This window comes from Streptomyces sp. NPDC060027 (assembly GCF_042737005.1).
Classification (GTDB): Bacteria; Actinomycetota; Actinomycetes; order Streptomycetales; family Streptomycetaceae; genus Streptomyces.
In genome coordinates this window covers 20,158-35,051 of sequence record NZ_JBHWVI010000076.1, presented here as the reverse complement: position 1 = coordinate 35,051, position 14,894 = coordinate 20,158, and the positions used below count along the sequence as shown (strand labels likewise).

At 71.0% G+C, this 14,894-nt stretch carries 14 protein-coding genes; 4 read left to right on the top strand and 10 right to left on the bottom strand.

What is annotated here, in order from left to right; all coding sequences use genetic code 11:
- Positions 1–45 precede the first annotated feature (45 nt).
- The 4 genes from clpX to ACFWBT_RS20295 all read right to left on the bottom strand — a co-directional run bounded on the left by clpX (position 46) and on the right by ACFWBT_RS20295 (position 4,511).
- A complete protein-coding gene (gene clpX, locus ACFWBT_RS20310) occupies positions 46–1,332 on the bottom strand; it encodes an ATP-dependent Clp protease ATP-binding subunit ClpX (RefSeq protein WP_266758728.1) in 1,287 nt (428 codons plus the stop codon).
- Positions 1,333–1,492: 160 nt separating this feature from the next.
- Entirely contained in the window at positions 1,493–2,173 is a 681-nt protein-coding gene (locus tag ACFWBT_RS20305) for an ATP-dependent Clp protease proteolytic subunit (protein WP_266758730.1), read from the bottom strand.
- A gap of 116 nt (positions 2,174–2,289) precedes the next feature.
- Positions 2,290–2,895: an ATP-dependent Clp protease proteolytic subunit gene (locus ACFWBT_RS20300; RefSeq protein WP_060897745.1), complete on the bottom strand. Its 606-nt coding sequence runs from the start codon at positions 2,893–2,895 to the stop codon at positions 2,290–2,292.
- A 473-nt stretch (positions 2,896–3,368) separates the two neighbouring features.
- Positions 3,369–4,511, bottom strand: coding sequence for a glycosyltransferase family 4 protein (locus ACFWBT_RS20295; protein ID WP_351540283.1), 1,143 nt, complete (start codon positions 4,509–4,511; stop codon positions 3,369–3,371).
- Between the two features lie 146 nt (positions 4,512–4,657).
- On the opposite strand from ACFWBT_RS20295, the gene ACFWBT_RS20290 reads away from it, so the two are divergent.
- Positions 4,658–5,899: a glycosyltransferase 87 family protein gene (locus ACFWBT_RS20290; protein WP_385702136.1), complete on the top strand. Its 1,242-nt coding sequence runs from the start codon at positions 4,658–4,660 to the stop codon at positions 5,897–5,899.
- Here the strand turns inward: ACFWBT_RS20290 and ACFWBT_RS20285 are convergent.
- Positions 5,860–7,179, bottom strand: coding sequence for an MATE family efflux transporter (locus ACFWBT_RS20285; protein ID WP_385702134.1), 1,320 nt, complete (start codon positions 7,177–7,179; stop codon positions 5,860–5,862). The genes ACFWBT_RS20290 and ACFWBT_RS20285 overlap by 40 nt on opposite strands.
- A gap of 252 nt (positions 7,180–7,431) precedes the next feature.
- Here ACFWBT_RS20285 and ACFWBT_RS20280 point away from each other — a divergent pair, with 252 nt between their 5' ends.
- Complete coding sequence (locus tag ACFWBT_RS20280; protein WP_385702137.1) at positions 7,432–7,956, top strand: PadR family transcriptional regulator; 525 nt, start codon at positions 7,432–7,434, stop codon at positions 7,954–7,956.
- 12 nt (positions 7,957–7,968) lie between these two features.
- On the opposite strand, the gene ACFWBT_RS20275 is transcribed toward ACFWBT_RS20280, so the two are convergent.
- The 5 genes from ACFWBT_RS20275 to ACFWBT_RS20255 form a co-directional block, all read right to left on the bottom strand.
- Complete coding sequence (locus ACFWBT_RS20275) at positions 7,969–9,204, bottom strand: hypothetical protein (protein ID WP_385702132.1); 1,236 nt, start codon at positions 9,202–9,204, stop codon at positions 7,969–7,971.
- A gap of 64 nt (positions 9,205–9,268) precedes the next feature.
- A complete protein-coding gene (locus ACFWBT_RS20270) occupies positions 9,269–10,291 on the bottom strand; it encodes an NlpC/P60 family protein (protein WP_385702130.1) in 1,023 nt (340 codons plus the stop codon).
- A 239-nt stretch (positions 10,292–10,530) separates the two neighbouring features.
- Positions 10,531–11,565, bottom strand: a complete 1,035-nt coding sequence (locus ACFWBT_RS20265) for an NlpC/P60 family protein (RefSeq protein WP_385702128.1) — start codon at positions 11,563–11,565, stop codon at positions 10,531–10,533.
- A 454-nt stretch (positions 11,566–12,019) separates the two neighbouring features.
- On the bottom strand, positions 12,020–13,369 hold the full coding sequence (locus ACFWBT_RS20260) for an NYN domain-containing protein (protein WP_385702125.1): 1,350 nt from the start codon (positions 13,367–13,369) through the stop codon (positions 12,020–12,022).
- Between the two features lie 34 nt (positions 13,370–13,403).
- Positions 13,404–13,643 (bottom strand): hypothetical protein, encoded by a 240-nt coding sequence (locus tag ACFWBT_RS20255; RefSeq protein ID WP_351539939.1) that lies wholly within the window; start codon positions 13,641–13,643, stop codon positions 13,404–13,406.
- Between the two features lie 155 nt (positions 13,644–13,798).
- Here ACFWBT_RS20255 and ACFWBT_RS20250 point away from each other — a divergent pair, with 155 nt between their 5' ends.
- The gene (locus ACFWBT_RS20250; protein ID WP_385702123.1) at positions 13,799–14,554 is read left to right on the top strand and encodes a rhomboid family intramembrane serine protease; all 756 of its coding nucleotides are present in this window, start codon (positions 13,799–13,801) and stop codon (positions 14,552–14,554) included.
- Between the two features lie 42 nt (positions 14,555–14,596).
- A complete protein-coding gene (locus tag ACFWBT_RS20245) occupies positions 14,597–14,878 on the top strand; it encodes an Lrp/AsnC ligand binding domain-containing protein (protein ID WP_326788250.1) in 282 nt (93 codons plus the stop codon).
- The last annotated feature ends 16 nt before the right edge of the window (positions 14,879–14,894 follow it).

Here is a 14,894-nt window from a genome sequence, read left to right as displayed (position 1 = left end):
CCCGGCGATCGCTCGCCGGGCGCCCCTTCGTCGTGCGGGTGTTGACTAGGCCGTCTTCTGCTCCCCCGGTCCCCGGCCCCGTGCGTCGCGCGGGATCAGGGTCGGGTTGACGTTCCTCAGGACCACGTCGGCGGTGATGACGACGCGGGCGACGTCCTTGCGGGACGGAACCTCGTACATCACTGCCTGGAGGACTTCCTCCATGATGGCGCGCAGGCCTCGGGCGCCGGTCTGGCGGAGGATGGCCTGGTCGGCGATGGCCTCCAGGGCCTCTCGCTCGAAGTCCAGCTCCACGCCGTCGAGTTCGAAGAGGCGCTGGTACTGCTTCACCAGGGCGTTGCGCGGCTCGACCAGGATCTGGAGGAGGGCCTCGCGGTCCAGGTTGTGGACCGAGGTGATCACCGGGAGTCGGCCGATGAACTCGGGGATCATGCCGAACTTGACCAGGTCCTCCGGCATGACGTCCTCGAACTGGTCCTTGGACTCCAGCTCACGCTTCGAGCGGATCGTCGCGCCGAAGCCGATGCCCTTCGCGCCGGCCCGGGACTCGATGAGCTTCTCCAGACCCGAGAAGGCACCGCCCACGATGAACAGGACGTTCGTCGTGTCGATCTGGATGAACTCCTGGTGCGGGTGCTTGCGCCCGCCCTGGGGCGGCACCGAGGCCGTCGTGCCCTCGAGGATCTTCAGGAGGGCCTGCTGCACGCCCTCGCCGGACACATCGCGCGTGATCGACGGGTTTTCGCTCTTACGGGCGACCTTGTCGATCTCGTCGATGTAGATGATCCCGGTCTCGGCCTTCTTGACGTCGTAGTCGGCGGCCTGGATCAGCTTCAGCAGGATGTTCTCGACGTCCTCGCCGACGTATCCCGCCTCCGTCAGCGCCGTCGCGTCGGCGATGGCGAACGGAACGTTCAGCATGCGCGCGAGGGTCTGGGCGAGGAGCGTCTTGCCGGAACCCGTGGGGCCCAGCAGGAGGATGTTGGACTTCGCCAACTCGATGGCGTCCTCGCGGTTCTGGCCCGCGCTGTTCTCACCGGCCTGGACCCGCTTGTAGTGGTTGTACACCGCGACCGAGAGGGCCTTCTTGGCCGACTCCTGACCGACCACGTACCCCTCGAGGAACTCGTAGATCTCGCGGGGCTTGGGGAGTTCCTCCCAGCGCACCTCGCTCGTCTCCGCGAGTTCTTCCTCGATGATCTCGTTGCAGAGATCGATGCACTCGTCGCAGATGTACACACCGGGGCCTGCGATGAGCTTCTTGACCTGCTTCTGGCTCTTGCCACAGAACGAGCACTTGAGCAGATCGCCGCCGTCACCGATGCGTGCCACGGTGTGCTTCCCCTTCGCCTGGGAGACGCCTAGGTCCAGCGGCTCCTGGTGCTGCCTTATGTCCGACGGTACCTTGCCGAGCCCCTCGTTCGGGCCCCCCTTGGCGCGGTTCACTTTGTCGTGAACCGTGCCAAGGAGCGGCAGACGATACAGCGATACGTCACACGACCGCGGAGTTGTTCATCTTCCGGGTGGAGATGATCTGGTCGATCAGGCCGTACGCCAGGGCGTCCTCGGCCGTGAGGATCTTGTCGCGCTCGATGTCCTCGCGGATCTTCTCGATCGGCGTCGTCGAGTGCTTGGCCAGCATGTCTTCCAGCTGCGCACGCATCCGGAGGATCTCGTTGGCCGCGATCTCGAGGTCCGAGACCTGCCCGCGGCCGGTCTCGCTGTAGGGCTGGTGGATCAGCACACGGGCGTTCGGAAGTGCCATGCGCTTGCCCGGCGTACCGGCGGCCAGCAGGATCGCGGCGGCCGAGGCGGCCTGTCCCATGCAGACCGTCTGAATGTCCGGCTTCACGAACTGCATCGTGTCGTAAATGGCCGTGAGGGCCGTGAACGAGCCACCGGGGCTGTTGATGTAGACCGAGATGTCACGGTCGGGGTCCATCGACTCCAGGCACAGCAGCTGCGCCATGACGTCGTTGGCGGAGGCGTCGTCGATCTGCACGCCGAGGAAGATCACCCGCTCCTCGAACAGCTTCGCGTACGGGTCGTACTCACGCACGCCCTGCGAGGTGCGCTCGACGAAGCGCGGGATGACGTAGCGGGACTCCGCGCGAGGACCGGTGTACTCGGCCTGCGTGCGGGCGAAGAGGCCGCTGCCGGGGAAGTCGTTCACTGTGTCTCCTGAAAAGCCTGAAAGGGCTGAGCGGTCGGCTGAGGGCACGGCGGGGGCCCGGTGCCGCCCGGGGGCGGGGAAGGGCCCTGCGCCGCCCTCGGGGGCGCTGGAGGGGCTTACGCCGCCCCGGTGCCGCCGCCGCCCGGCATACCGGCAGCGGTGGGCATGATGTCGTCGATGAGGCCGTACTCCTTGGCCTCGATCGGGTCGAACCAGCGGTCGCGGTCCGAGTCACGAGTGATCTGCTCGACGGTCTGACCGGTGTGGAAGGAGGTCAGCTCCGCCATCCGCTTCTTGGTGTGCAGCAGCCGCTCCGCGTGGATCTTGATGTCCGACGCGGAGCCCGCGAGGCCCGCGGAGGGCTGGTGGATCAGGATCTCGGCGTTCGGCAGGGCGAAGCGCTTGCCGGGGGTACCGGCGCTGAGCAGGAACTGGCCCATCGAGGCCGCCATGCCCATGGCGATCGTCACCACGTCGTTCTTGATGTACTGCATGGTGTCGTAGATCGCCATGCCGGCCGTGATCGATCCGCCGGGGCTGTTGATGTAAAGGTAAATGTCCTTGTCCGGGTCGGAGGCAAGGAGCAGCAGCTGCGCCGTGATCTTGTTGGCGATGTCATCGTCGACCGCCTGGCCGAGGAAGATGATCCGCTCGCCGAGCAGTCGGTTGTAGACCTGGTCGCCGAGGCCACCACCGATAGGGTCGCCGGCAGCTGTGGGCATCAGATTCGTCACGTATCCACCTGCTCGTCTTACGACGGCGCCGGGCCGTCTCACGTCTTCTGCAGGGACCTGGGACCCCGGGTTCCGCGCCGCCTCCCGACGGCGTCCGGGGACTCCCCTGCCCTCGTATTCATGGACCCTAACGCGCGGGTCCGTCCGGGGAATCCCGCAGAGGGAACTGTTCGCTGTGAGCGCATGCGCTCAGCCGGCCCGACCGGGCTCCCGGGGCCGCCCCTCAGGGGGCTGGGTGCCTCTCCGCCCGGCCCGCCGAAGCCGGCCCCGTTCACGGGCGCGGGTCAGCTGCGCGCCCCCGAAAGCCGCACCCGTGGGGTGCCGGAGGCCGGGAACGCGGCTGCGGCGCGGTGGGGGTTGCTCGCGCAGTTCCCCGCGCCCCTACGGGCGCGCCCGTCCCTGGCGGCCCGCAGGCGCCGACGGGCCGCAAGCGGCACCCCCGTAGGCGCACCCGGTGAACGCTAGAGCAGCTCGCGCAGGCGTTCTGCCAGGAGGTCCCAGCGCCACTTCTCCTCGACCCAGGCGCGGCCCCGTTCGCCCATCCGGCGGCGCAGCTCGGAGTCGCCGAGCAGGGTGACGATGCGGTCGGCCGCTTCCTCGGCGGAGCCGCCGCGCACGACCCAGCCCGTCTCTCCGTCGAGCACGGCGTCGGGCGCGCCGCCCGAGTCGCCGGCCACCACCGGCAGGCCCGTCGCCGACGCCTCCAGGTACACGATGCCGAGCCCCTCGACGTCGAGCCCGCCCCTGCGCGTCCTGCACGGCATCGCGAAGACGTCCCCGGCCCCGTAGTGCGCGGGCAGCTCCGACCAGGGCACCGCCCCGGTGAACCGGACCGAGCCGGCGACGCCGGTGTCGTGCGCGAGCTTGCGCAGCTCCTTCTCGTACGGCCCGCCGCCGACGATCAGCAGCACCGCGTCCGGCTCCTTGGCCAGGATCCGCGGCATCGCGAGCACGAGGGTGTCCTGGCCCTTGCGCGGGACCAGGCGGGAGACGCAGACGACGACCGGCCGGTCGGTGAGACCGAGCCTGGCCCGGACCTCGTCGCCGCCGGAGCCGGGGTGGAAGGTCCCCTCGTCGACGCCGGGCGGCAGCTGGACCATGCGCGCGGCCGCCTCGGGGGTCAGCGCGGAGGCGATCCGCGAGCGCGTGTACTCCCCGAGGTAGGTGATCGTGTCGGTGGACTCACCGATCCGGCGCAGCAGGGTGCGGGCCGCGGGCAGCTGCGCCCAGCCGGCCTCGTGGCCGTGCGTGGTCGCCACGATGCGCCGTGCGCCCGCCCTGCGCAGCGCCGGCGCCATCAGGCCGAGCGGGGCCGCGGCCCCGAACCACACCGACGTACAGCCGTGTTCGCGCAGCAGGCCGACCGCCCGCCGGGTGGCGCCCGGCGTCGGCAGCAGCATCGTCGTACGGTCGCGTACGACGGTGAAGGGCTGCTCGGCGTCGAATGCGGCGGTCGCCTCGGCACCCTCCTGGCCGCGCTTCCACGTCGACGCGTAGACGACGAGTTGTCCGGGGTCCAGACGCAGCGCCATGTTGTGCAGAAAGGCCTGGATGCCGCCGGGTCGGGGCGGGAAGTCGTTCGTCACGATCAGGGTCTTGTGCATCGTGTTCGACACTATCGAATCTATACTCACAGCTCCGCACGACCGCGCTTGACGGCTCGCACACAGACCGGCGCGCCATCATGACTCCGCGAGAAACACGGCGGCGACGCACTCGATCCGGACGAAGAGGGCCAGGTGGGCAGGGCATGACGGGGGCACGGAGCGCGAGGTTCCCGTTCGGCTCGGTGGCGCTGCTGGGGATCTGGGGCCTGACCAGGCTGACGCTGCTGCTCTTCGTGGCCAAGGTGTACGTCTTCCCCGGCCCGGACGTCACCAGCGACGTCTCCGTGATCTACCACGGCTGGTACGAGGTCCTGCGCCACGGCAGCTTCCCGCAGAACGACGTGACCTGGCAGTATCCGCCGGCCGCCGCGCTCGCGGTCCTCTCCCCCGGCCTGCTGCCGTTCCTCGACTACCCGCACGCCTTCTTCGTGCTGGCCTTCGTCGCCGACCTGGTGGTGTTCGGGCTCCTCCTGTACGCGGGCTCGCGCCCGGGCAAGACGCGGCGCGGCGCCTGGGTGTGGGTGATCGGGGTTCCGCTGCTCGGGCCGACCGTGTACGCCCGCTACGACGTGATGGTGACGGCCGTCGCGGTGGCCGCGCTGCTCGCGGGGGCCCGGCATCCTCGGGTCATGGGGGTGCTCGTGGGCTTCGGCGCGATGGTCAAGGTGTGGCCGGTGCTGCTGCTGGTCGCCGCGGTGCGCCGCCGGGCCTGGGTCTGGGCCGCCGCGGCGGCGGGCGCGATCGCGGTGCTGTTCTGGATGACGATGCCGGGCGCGTTCGGCTTCCTGACCGCCCAGCGTGACCGCGGCACCGAGGTGGAGTCGCTGGGCTCCCTCGTCTTCCACGTGGCCCGGCACCACGGCTGGAACGGGCGGGTGCTGCTCAACTACGGCTCGGTGGAGTTCCTCGGACCCTACGTCGACCTGGTGAGCACGGCGGCCCTGGTGCTGACCGCGCTCGCCTTCGGCTGGCTGCTGCTGTGGCGCCTGCGCGCCAAGCGGTTCCTGACGCACACGCTCGCCGACGCCGCGTTCGTCGCCGTTCTGATGTTCACGGCCACCAGCCGGGTCATCAGCCCGCAATACCTGGTGTGGCTGGTCGGGCTCGCCGCCGTCTGCCTGTGCTTTCGCGCGAGCCGGATGGCGGTGCCCGCCTGCCTGGTGCTGGTCGCGTGCTTCGTGACGGTGCTGGAGTTCCCGGTCTGGTTCGCGGACGTCGTGGGCAGCACCCCGCTGGGCATCACCCTCCTCGTCGTCCGCAACGGCCTGCTGGTGATCGCCGCGCTGCTGGCCGCCCGGGTGCTGTGGCGGGGCACGGTGTCCGAGCCGGCCCGGGCCCTCCCCGCTCAGGCGGCCCGCACCAAGGAGACCCTGGCGTCCTCCTGACGCGCGGCCCGCCCGGTCCACCACCACAGGGCGGCGCACTGCACCGTCATGGAGAGCACGAGGGCCAGGCAGATCCCGGGCAGTCCGAGTCCGGACAGGGCACAGGCGAGCGGGAGCTGGACCGCCGTACCGGCCAGCGTCACCCGGAGCAGGACCGGTGCTCCCCCGCCGCCCTCGAAGACCCCGCCGATCGCGATGAAGCAGGCCATCAGCAGCAGGTAGGGACCGGCGCAGCGCAGGAAGAGCACGCCGTCGTGGGCGACCGCGGGGCCGGCGCCGAAGGCCCGCATGATCCAGGGAGCCAGGGCGGCGAGGAGCCCCGCGGCGAGCAGGCCGACGGTTCCCGAGACGAGGACGGCCTGCCGCCCGATGGCGCCCCGTTCGTCGCGGCCCGCGCCCCGGGTGTGCGCGGTGTGGATCGAGGCGGCCTGCCGGACCGAGTAGAACGCCATGGTGGCGATGTACATGACCTTGTACGCGATCGCGTACGCCGCGACGGCCGTCGTCCCCAGCCGGGCCACGATCGCGACCAGTACCAGCGCGCCGCCCTGCCGCACGGTGAAGTCGGCGGACATGGGCAGCCCGGTCGTGAGGGTGCGGCGCAGAGCGGGTCCGGTGGCTTCGGCGGGTACCGCGGTGGCCGCCTCGGACAGGAGTGCGTTCCGGCGCAGGGCGCGCAGGCCCGCGGCCAGCGCCACGCCGCGGCACAGCACCGTCGAGAGGGCGGCGCCCCGGACGCCGTACGCGTGGATGAGGAACGGGTCGAGGCCGAGGATCAGACCGTTGGCCAGCAGGGCGAGGCGCATCGGGGTGCGGGTGTCGCCGGTGCCCTTCAGGATGCCGTCGACGAGGTTCTGCGCGAAGAAGACGGCGATGCCGGGCAGCGAGATCGCGAAGTACTGGACGGCGAGGGTGGGCGCGCGTCCGTCGCCGCCGAGCACCAGCCGGGCCAGCGGCTCGCGCAGCAGGTAGCCGCCGAGGGCGATCACCGGCGTGACCACGGCGCACAGTGCCCAGCCTCCGCGTACGGCCGCCCGGACCGCGCCCGGGTCGCGGGCGCCCCGGGCGTGCGAGACCAGGACCGTGGTGCCGGAGGCGAAGACCAGGGCGACGCCGAGCAGCACGTTCTCGGTGTTGGTCGCGACGGCGACGGCGGCCACGGCGTCACCGCCGAGCCGGGAGACCCAGACGGTGTTGATGATTCCGGCGGCGGTGGACGCGAGCAGCGAGAGATAGACGGGGTGGGCGAGCGTGATGAGCTGCTTGCGATGGGCGTTCACGGAGGCTCCCTCGATACGAGCTACCTCGTTTAGAGGTAGCTCGATAAGAGGTACCATGGGGCGTGTGAAGCCCGCAAGAACGAAGACGTGGGCGGACCGCGAGCACGACGGCAGCGGGACGACCGAACACACGGACGCGGGACGCCCGTGAGCGCCAAGGTGCGGGAAGCCCGTACGCGGGGAGCCGCGCAGCGAGCGGCGGTACGGCAGACGCGCCGTACCCCGATGACCCACGAGCTAGGAGCCGACCGGATGCTGGAGCTGTCGATCCTGGGCTTTCTGTACGAGGAGCCCCTGCACGGCTACGAGCTGAAGGAGCGCATCAAGGCCCTCAGCGGCCATGTCCGCCCGGTCAGCGACGGAGCCCTCTACCCGGCGATCACCCGCCTGGTCGCCGCGGGCCTGCTCGACCAGCACACCGAGCCCGGCAGCGGCGCGGCCCCGCGGCGCATCCTGTCGCTCACCGAGAAGGGCCGTGAGGACCTCCTGGAGCGGCTGCGCCACCCCAAGCAGGCCGAGATCACCGACCAGGTGCGGTTCAACACCCTGCTGGCGTTCCTGCGCCACCTGGCCGACCCCCGCGAGCAGGCCGCGGTACTGCGCCGCCGTCAGGAGTTCCTGGAGACCCCGGCGAGCTTCTTCTACCGGGACGGCCGGCCGGTGCGCGCGGAGGAGGCCGGCGATCTGTTCCGGCAGGGCATGCTGCGGGTCGCGCGGGCGACGGGCGAGGCGGAGCGGGCGTGGCTCGCGGAGGCCGTCCAGCGGCTCGGGGGATGAACGGACCGGCGGTCAGCCGAGCTGGTCCCTGAGGTACTGCCGCCACAACTCGGTGAACTGCTCCGGCGTGGTGTGCAGCACGTCCCGCAGCGCGTCCTCGACCGCCCCGGCCCGCTTCCGGTGGTCGCCCACCGCCCGGTAGAAGTCGTTCAGGCGGACCTCGCCCCAGTGGTCGGCGATCAGCCGGCAGGCCGTCCAGCCGCCCTCGTAGGCCTGCGCCAGCCGGCCCGCGTCCGCGGTGAACCCGAAGTCCCCGTCGTCGGGCAGCGCGGCCGGGAGACGTCCCTCGGCCACCGAGCGCTCCAGCTCGGGCGCGACCTGCCCGGGTGCCCGCCCGCTGCCGCGGTAGCCGACCCAGTCCGCGTACCCCTCGGAGAGCCACAGCGGGGTGGCGGACGTGGTGTGGGCGCGGGTGGCGACGTGCGTGGTCTCGTGGGTGAGCACGACCTGCTTGCCGAGGTCGCCGAGGACGCCGTACGCGTCCGGGTTGACGATGATCCGGTCCGCGGGCGCCTTCGCGGAACCTCCCCCGGCCCCCGGTCGGGGAGACCCCTGTTTCGCTTCGCTCACCTCGCCGGTGGTGACCGCCGCGATCCCCCGGTATCCGGACGCCGGAGCCCCGAGCAGCCCCGCCATCCCCTCCAGCGACTTCGGTACGAGGACGACGACGTGCCGCGCCCAGTCCGTGCCCCAGGCCTCCGACACGGCGGGCACGGCGTGGTCCGCCAGATCCGCGAAGGAACGCAGCCGTTCGCCGGACTGTCCGACCCCGAGGACGAGGCTGCGCTCACCCCGTACGGTCGTCACGGCCCCCTGATCCCAGAGCTGGTCACCGGCCTTGCCCGCGGGCTCGTCGGAGGCGACGCGCCAGGCTCCGGCGGCGCGGGTCAGACGCAGGGTGCGGTCGGCGGAGACCGGTGCGGCGTCGTAGCCCTCGATGCGGTAGCGCAGTTCGGCCCGGGCCGTGGCCCGCTCGCCGGAGCGGTGCAGCTCGGTCAGACGGTAGGACCAGGCCTCCAGCGGAACGTCGCGCAGGTTCGCGAAGGCGGTTCCGGCGCCGGCCGCCTCCCCGGTGGCCCGGAACGCCGCCTCGTCCCGGTCCATGACCGCGGCCGCGCGCCGGTCGAGGACCCGCTGCACATCGGCCGCCGCGGTGTCCGACGACACCCGGCCGCCGCAGCCGACGAGCACGGCGAGCAGCAGCACCAGGGAAAGTCCCGCTCGCGACGCACGCCTTCGACCAGCCACCTTCCCGATCGTACGGGGCCCGCGTCGGCCCACCGGTTCCGCGTGGTGCCGTCGCCTCGCCCGGTCAGGGCCGGGTGACGGACGAGACGGGCATCATCCCGACCGGGTCGTAGCGCACCGGGGCGCCCGGGTAGGGCGCGTGGATCACCTGGCCGTTGCCCACGTACATCCCGACATGGCTGGCGTCGGACCGGTAGGTGACCAGGTCACCGGGCTGCGCCTGGGAGAGCGGCACCTGCCGTCCGGCGTACCGCTGGGCCTGCGAGGTGCGCGGCAGACCGATCCCGGCCCGAGCGTACGACCACTGCATGAGGCCCGAACAGTCGAAGCCACCCGGCCCGTTGGCGCCCCACACGTAGGGACGGCCGAGCGCCGAGCGGGCCGCGGCGACGGCGGCGGCCGCGCGCGCCGAGGACGGGACGGCGTCCCCGAGGTCGGGCATGCCGGCGCGCGCCGAGCGCGAGGCCCGGTCGTACGCGGCGCGGTCGGCGTACGGCAGCGAGTTGAGCAGCTGCCGCGCCTTGGCCAGTTTGCCCTCGACGACCCGCTTGTTCCGGGCGACCGCCTTGCGGCTGCGCTCCAGCTCGGTGAGTTTCCCGTCGGCCTCCTCGCGCTTCTGGGCGAGGTCGCGCATCGCGAGCTGGAGGTCCTCGAGTTCGCCGGCCTGGTGGGTGGTGATCCGGTCGAGGGCGGCGGCCTTGTCGAGGTAGTCGTCCGGGTCGTCGGAGAAGAGCAGCGCCAGCGAGGGGTCGAGGCCGCCGGAACGGTACTGCGCCCCGGCGAGCGAACCGAGCGAGTCCCGCATGGTGTTGATGCGCTCCTGCTGCCGGGCGATCTCGTCCTGTGCCGTGCCGACCTGCTCGCGCAGCGCGTCGGCACGCTCGTCGGCCTTGTTGAACGCCTCGGTGGCCTTCTCGGCCTGGGTGTAGAGACGGTCCACCTCGGCCCGGGTGTCGTCCTGCGGTGCCGCCGAGGCGGGCAGGGTGCCGAGTGCGGCTGCCGCCGCGGACATCACGCAGGCGGCGATACCGAAGGCGCCGGCGCCCCGGTCGAAGCCGGTCGGTTCAAGGCGGCGATGGAACCCCACAGGTAGCCGCTCTCCCTCCGCTGACGGTCCCCCGCTGTTGGGGGAAACGCGCCAGACAGTAGCCGGGCGACTACGCACCGGCCAAAGACCCCCGCGGGCACACAAAGTGACGCCCCGCCGGAGACGCAGGTCACCGACGGGGCGTGGGGTCAGCGGAAGTTGTCGCAATTCGCCCGTTTGGGCGGCGCGGCAAGGCGTTCCCGCGGGCGGCCGGAGTCAGCTCCGGCCCGCCCGCCGGATCAGATCCGGACGCCGAACTGGAAGGGCATGTTGCCGATCGACTCGTAGCGGACGACCGTGCCGGTGCGCGGGGCGTGCAGCACCTGGCCGTTGCCCGCGTAGAGGCCGACGTGGTGCTGGTCGCCGTAGAAGATGACCAGGTCACCGACCTGCAGGTCGCTCTGCGAGTAGATGCGGGTGCCCGCGTTGGCCTGGGCCTGCGAGGTGCGCGGTATGGAGACACCGGCCTGGCCGTACGCCCAGGAGGTGAGGCCGGAGCAGTCGAAGGAGCTGGGGCCGGTGGCGCCGTAGACGTACGGCGATCCGATCCGGGTCTGCGCGGCGCTGAACGCGGCGCCGGCGCGGCCGGAGGCGGCCTTGGCGCCGCCGAGGTCGACGCGCTCGCTGGCGCGGGTCGCCCGCTCCTTCTCCTTGGCCGCGAGCGCGGCCCTCTCCTGTGCCGTCAGGGAGTTCAGGAGCTTCTGCGCGGCGCCCAGCTTGCCCTGGACTTCCTTCTTCTTCTTGGCGAGCTCGGTCCGCGTGTCGGCGAGGTCCTTGAGCTTCTCGGAGGCCTCGGAACGCTGCTGGGCGAGCGAACGCTGCTTCTCCTGGACCTTCTTGAGCGACTCGACCTGCTGAGCGCTCAGCTGGTCCATGGCGGACGCCTTGTCCAGGTAGTCGTCCGGGTCCGAGGAGAGGAAGAGGGCCACGGAGGGGTCGATGCCACCGGTGCGGTACTGGGCGCTGGCCATCGAACCGAGGCCGTCACGCAGCTCGTTGAGTTCTTCCTGGCCGCGGGCGACGTTGTCCTGCAGGGAGCTGATCTGCTTCTGCAGCTTCTCCTGCTTCTCCTTGGCGCCGTTCAGCTTCTCCGTGGCCTGCTCGGCCTCTTCGTAGAGCTTGTCGACCTTGCTCTTGACCTCGTCCTTGCTGGGCTTCTCGGACGGCGCGGCATTGGCGACGTTGGCACTGAGGGCAACGGCTGCAGCGGCGGCGGTGGTGAGCACGGTCACACGGGTGCGGCTCGGCTGCTTGGGTCGACGGTGGGACGCCACGAAGGCGAGCTCCTTCTTCCTCCAGCCGCCTGCCGAAGACGCCGACGGGCGGTGCCCCTCCACCGTCACTCCTCATGAGTGATCACCCTAGTTGGAGGTTCGAGGCATGACCCTAGTGACCTACTTGTGATCAGTTCAAATCCAAACCTGAAAATTCTTTGTCAGGAGCGGATTCTTTGCATTCAACTCACCTGCAGTGATGTGCGCTTGACACTACGTCGCGTGAAGGTCCTGTCAATTCGGGCATCAGGCCCAGAGGTTACGCATGGGGTGTAGGTGACTCATGCGACTTAGGCCCCGGATCGCCGTCCACGCGAAACCCGAGGTCGGAAGCGGGGGATGACGCCCCCGAAGGCGCACGAGAGGAAGCACGGAAGGGGGCGAACGGGAGGAATCACCCGGAACGAAACGAGCAAAAGGAAACGCAAGGAAGAAAGAAGGCGAAAGGGGTCGCTCAGCCGCGCGAGAAGCGCTTGAGGAGCACCACGGACGCCACCGGCCGGGCACCCGCCTTCGCGATGCCGTCGGCCACCTCACGGTCGGTCGAGACGACGATGACCGGCCGCCCGGGCGGCTCGGCCCGCACCAGCTGACGGATCAGCTCGTCCGCCGTGACACCGGGCTTGGAGAACAGCACCCTGACCCCGCGCGGCGGCGCGAGCAGCACCGGCGCGGCCAGCTCGGCCCCGTCGAAGACACAGGTGACCTCGGCGCCGGTCTGCGCCGCCAGCTGCGAGAGCTGCCCGAGCAGCCGCAGCCGCTGCTTCTCCAGCGGCATCTGGGGATAGCCGGTCTTGGTGACGTTGTAGCCGTCGACGACCAGGTGCGCCTGGGGCAGCGCGAGCAACTGGTCCAGGATCGCGGGGTCGTTCTCGGAGAGCGCGCGGGCGGCGATGTCCTTCGGCGTCATGCGTCCCGGCTCGACCGCGTCCACGGTCTCGGCGGGCCGGACGGAGACGGGAGGCAGCGCCAGTTCCCGGCGCAGACCCTGGGCCGCTTCCAGCACGGTGTCGAGCAGCAGCCGTACGCGCATGTCCTCGACGCTGCGCCCCTCACGCGCCGCCTTGCGCGTGGCTTCCAGGGCGGCCTCGGCCTCCGAGAGGCGCGCCTTGAGCCGCCGGGTCTCGCTCTCGGCGGCGGACACCTGGGCCTGCCCCTCCGCCTTGGCCGTGTCCGTCTCGGCCTGGAGCTTGCGCAGGGCCGCCTCGCCGCGCTTCACGTCGCTGAGGGCGCCGCGCAGCTTGCGGTGAAGCGATTCCGCTTCTTTCCTGGCCGAGTCCACTTCCGCGCGCAGCCGTTCGGTCTCGGCCCTCGTCTGCCCGCGGGCCTCCTCCAGCTCCTCGCGCAGCCGCTCCAGCTCGGCGCGGTTCTCCTCGTCGGCGCGCTCCGCGTCCGCCCGCAGGGCCTCCTCGCCCGCGGCGGTGACCAGCTTCACCCAGCCCGCGGGGCGCAGCACATAGGCCGCGGCCGCCACGTCCAGCGGATCCGCGGCCGGGGGCGGCGCGCCCGATTCGAGGGCCCCGACGATCTCGGGCTGTGCCTCTCTCAGCTTCTCGGCGATGCGCTGTCTGAACAGCGGGTCCGTCTCCAGCGCCGCGGCCATGGCGTTGCCGGCGAACTTGGCCCGCCGGTTCGGCGCGAACCGGGCGTACTGTCTCAGCTGGACGGGAAGTTCGGCCACCGTCAGTCCGCCGAAGCCGTCCGAGACGATCTGTACGACGCGTCGGCGCACGCCGTCGGGCAGCGGACGATCGAGCACCTCAGCGGTGCCGTCGTCCGGCTCCCCGCCTGTGGTCTCCACCATCCGTCACCCCAATATCCGTGCGGGGCCCGCTCCCTCAGGAGCCGGCGCCCGGCCTGTCCACGAGTTCGACCTGATCCACCGCGTTGCACCAGCGGCACCGCACCGACTCGATGGTCTCATTGACCACCTCGCGCTCCTCGACCTTCGGCTCACCGGCGAGGTCGAGGTGCACATACTCGACGACCTTCGAGGAGCGGGTCACGTCGAAACGCGTGAGGTTGCCGCAGAGGGCACAGCGCCAGCGCGTCTTGGCGTCGGGCAGGGGAACCGTCATAGGGCAGTCGCTCTTTCCTTCTAGTGTCCGTCCGGCGCCGTTCTCCCGGTGCATGTGGCTCGTAACCCTACGGCCTGGCGGGTACTCGACGCTCTGGTGTCCATGGCGGCGAGGCGGTCTGCGCCGATCGGTCCGGTTGCGTCATGCTCTGTACCATGATCGGCAAATGGAGTACGGCGGTCGGAAGGGCGGTGCGGGGCCAGTCCGCGCCGGTGACGTACGGGCTGATCGTCCTGTGCTGTCTGATCTTCGTGATCGGTCCCGCCTCGGGCCTCAATCCCGCGTACGGCACCGGGGACGAACTGCTGGTCGCCCAGCGCGCGTACTTCCGCCGCTGGGGCGTGGTGCCGTCCGACCTGTTCGGCGGGGGCCCGCGCGAGGCGCTCACCCCGGCCACGGCCCTGTTCATCCACGGCAGCTGGCTCCACCTCCTGGGCAACATGCTCTTCTTCTACGTCTTCGGGCTGATGACCGAGGAACGCATGGGCCATGTGGAGTTCGCCCTCTTCTACCTGGGCTGCGGATATCTGGCCCTGCTCGGCTACGCAGCCGCCAACGCCGGATCGCAGCAGTCCCTGGTCGGGGCGTCCGGGGCGATCTCCGCTGTGCTCGGCGCGTTTCTCTACCTGTTCCCCAAGGCCCGGGTGACCAGTCTCTTCCCGTTCCTGTTCTTCCTGCCGCTGCGGTTCCCGGCCTGGGTGGTGCTGCCGTTCTGGTTCGCCCTGCAGTGGCTGGCGGCGGGCCGCAGCGACTCCGGACCCGGGGTCGCCTATCTGGCCCACCTCGTGGGCTTCTCGCTGGGTTTCGTCTACGCGTGGGCGCGCTACGGGCGCCGTACGGCCGCCGCACCCTCCCCGGGGGCGCTGCCGGGACCCCCGGCGCCGCAGCCCGGCCAGGTGGACCGCGAGTAGGGTGAGATCCCCAGCAGTGGCCCCCGAGGGAGAGAACCAGCCGTGATCACCGCGATCGTCCTCATCAAGACCAGCGTGGACCGGATCCCCGAGATCGCCGAGTCGATCGCGTCGCTGGAGAGCGTCAGCGAGGTCTTCTCCGTCACCGGCACCTACGACCTGATCGCGATGGTCCGGGTCAAGGCCCACGACGATCTGGCGGACGTCATCCCCGGCAAGATCAGCAAGATCCCGGGCGTCGAGGCGACGGACACGCACGTGGCGTTCCGTACGTACTCGCAGCACGACCTGGAGGCGGCGTTCGCGATCGGCCTCGACTCCTGACCGACGGGACACCGCC